The organism is Psychrobacillus vulpis, from assembly GCF_006861825.1.
Lineage (GTDB): Bacteria > Bacillota > Bacilli > Bacillales_A > Planococcaceae > Psychrobacillus > Psychrobacillus vulpis.
On record NZ_VDGI01000051.1, the window covers coordinates 1 to 2,641 of the forward strand.

4 protein-coding genes are annotated in these 2,641 nt (G+C 34.9%); all 4 read left to right on the forward strand.

The annotated features are described in order from the left end of the window. Positions 1-368: 368 nt before the first annotated feature. The 4 genes from FG384_RS19350 to FG384_RS19360 all read left to right on the forward strand — a co-directional run bounded on the left by FG384_RS19350 (position 369) and on the right by FG384_RS19360 (position 2,498). On the forward strand, positions 369-1,184 hold the full coding sequence (locus tag FG384_RS19350) for an undecaprenyl-diphosphate phosphatase (RefSeq protein WP_142644323.1): 816 nt from the start codon (positions 369-371) through the stop codon (positions 1,182-1,184). Between the two features lie 215 nt (positions 1,185-1,399). Continuing rightward, entirely contained in the window at positions 1,400-1,891 is a 492-nt protein-coding gene (locus FG384_RS19355) for a hypothetical protein (RefSeq protein WP_142644324.1), read from the forward strand. Beyond that, on the forward strand, positions 1,884-2,033 hold the full coding sequence (locus tag FG384_RS19950) for a hypothetical protein (protein ID WP_166462501.1): 150 nt from the start codon (positions 1,884-1,886) through the stop codon (positions 2,031-2,033). The genes FG384_RS19355 and FG384_RS19950 overlap by 8 nt, the downstream gene beginning before the upstream one ends. A 63-nt stretch (positions 2,034-2,096) precedes the next feature. Then, positions 2,097-2,498 carry a hypothetical protein gene (locus tag FG384_RS19360; protein ID WP_142644325.1) on the forward strand — a complete coding sequence of 134 codons (402 nt, stop codon included), beginning with the start codon at positions 2,097-2,099 and terminating at the stop codon, positions 2,496-2,498. Positions 2,499-2,641: the final 143 nt, after the last annotated feature.

The window sequence follows — 2,641 nt, forward strand, 5'->3', positions numbered from 1 at the left end:
TACATTTTGTGAATGGTGACTTGGAAGAGCCGTGTGCGTAAATAGCGCAAGCACGGTTCTGTGAGGGGGGAGGAACACAATCTACCGCAAGGTAGAGAGGTTCCCTTCTACTCGACTAGTTAAAGATAAAGGGTTGCTTAGGCAACTCTTTTTTCTTAATAAACTAATGGGGCAGGCTAGTTCATTAAGAAAAAAGAGAATGGTTTTAACTTCCTATCAAAGTCTAAAGTGACTAAAATGTAACATTTAGCCATCAATTTGTTAGATTAATCGATGTTTTTTCTGATTTCAGTTTAATATATTTAAAATTAGAAATAGAAGGTCCAACAATCGTTGATCTAAGAATAAGAATTTATAGGGAGGTAAAAATGGGAGAACTAGATATTCTATTAATAGTCAAAATGATAATAATTGGTTTAGTTCAAGGTTTTACAGAACCGATTCCAGTGTCCTCAAGTGGGCACGTGATGATTGTAAGTGAGATTTTGGGGTTAGGGGAGCAAGGATTTACTTTTGCAATATTAACAAATACGGCGTCACTACTTGCAATACTTTATATTTATAGACAAGATATCGTTAGGCTTGCAATCAATTCAATTCGTTATTTAAAAACGAAAAATCCTAGCTATAAGAGTGATTTTCGGTTTGTTTGCTTTGTTGTCATTGGTACTATACCTGCGGGCGTTCTTGGGATCTTTTTAAAAGACTATATTGCAGAAAATGTCAGTATGACAACAATTGCGGTGATGCTCTTCGTTACAGGGGTTGCCTTGTGGTTAATTCGCAATATTAAAGGTGTAAAAGGCGAAAGGGAAATCAAGATTAAGGATGCATTCATAGTTGGATTAGGTCAGGCTGTCGCATTGACTCCAGGAATTAGCCGTTCGGGTGCGACGATAATTTCTGCAATTGCAGTTGGAATGAAACAAGATACAGCACTTCGATTTTCATTTATGTTGTATATCCCTGTGAGCTTCGGAGGAGTTATACTTGGTTTTTCTGATTTTTTGAATGAGCCGAATAAAATAGACTTAGCAATCCCCTATTTGGCTGCATTTATTGCAACGCTATTAATGACCTATTTTGCGATGAAGTGGTTTATGGGAATAATGAAAAATGGGAAGTTGGTTTATTTTACCTATTATTGTTTTATCGTTGGAACATTACTTCTAATATTCTTTTAAAGGTAATAAATTTGATAAAATTTATTTATCCAATGGTATAAGAACGTATAGAAGCCACTTTAGAATCTATACGTTCAAATGGGCTACAAACAAAATAGTTGTTGAACTAACATTGCTTTAGTTGAAGAACGTGGGGTTGCTTATGCAACTCTTTCTTTCTTGTTGAACTAAAGGGGCAGTATAGTTGAAGAAGTAAGAAAAGGGGGGGAACAGAATTGAAAATAGATTGGCAAAGCTTAAAGCCGGTACAGGGATGTTTATTGACGGGTATTTATGCAAATCAACTTAATGTTTACCAATACAATAATTTCTTAGATCTTCAAACTATCCAACTTATTTTAAAGATAAAAAACCCACATTCCCTTGAATTCTGGTATTGGAAAATAGATTGGTTCGAAGACGAAATAGGAGATGACTTTCTCATAATTGAAGAACAGGAAACACCAGAACCAATTGAATATATCTATGATTCAGAAATTGCCCCCAATCAACATCTACTAATGAGTTCAAGTTTTTCTGTGGAACAAAACAAAATTAAGAAAGTTAGTGGATACGGATATAAAGATGAGAAAAGTCAAATCTTAACTTCTATTGTTTTTGAATTAGAGAAATCATTCATTTCTATTACAACCGGAGCTGTTATAACAACAAAAATTACAGAAAAGGAGCCTGAAGATTTAGGAGACTTAATTTTCCCTTGTGACTGACAATGCATATATATACTCCAACTCGGAGCATTTAATCCAAGAAGGATTAATGCTCCTTTTTGTTGAACTTATTGAACTAAAGAATGCTTTAGTTAAAGATTATGGGGTTGGGGAAGGCATCTCTTTTTTCTTATTCAACTAACGGGGCAGGTTTGTTGAACAAAGGTAATAGGGAAATTGTGAGATAACTAATTGATTATGGGGTGTGATTTCTGTCAAAAAATTAACTTTAGCAACTATATTTTTGGTATTCCTATTATTGTTTTCATGCCAAGCAAATGAGAACGACTTAATGTTTGTTGGCGAGGGTGAAAATTGGTCCTCCAAAGTAACTGTTAATCAGACTAACGGAGACGAAACATATCAAATTCAGATAAACTACAAGGGATATAGCATACAGAAAATTGATACTTTTAGTTACTATGTTGAAGCAAAAAATAACGGAGTAGTAGATTTTGGTGGGAATAAGGCTTTTTTAAATAAAGAAGGCATTTATCAAAGTGATCTACCGATTTCTAATAGCCCATCTACAAGTGTAAAAGATGAGTTAGTAATAAAAGTAGAATGGAATGGAAAGAGCGAAAGTTTTACTTTAATAAACAATTGATTTTTTTACTAACGGTTGCTTGTGCGGCCGAGCTTAGGTCGTATCATATAGCGGGTGGGATTCCCGCCGAGAAAGAACTAGCCATTCACTCGTAGCGAGTCTTGGAGGGCTACTGGTAACATTAGCCTTTAAGCGTAGACAGT

Bases quoted from the DNA above. Each gene is read 5' to 3' on its own strand.
- FG384_RS19350 (WP_142644323.1), top strand. From the start codon at position 369: ATGGGAGAACTAGATATTCTATTAATAGTCAAAATGATAATAATTGGT.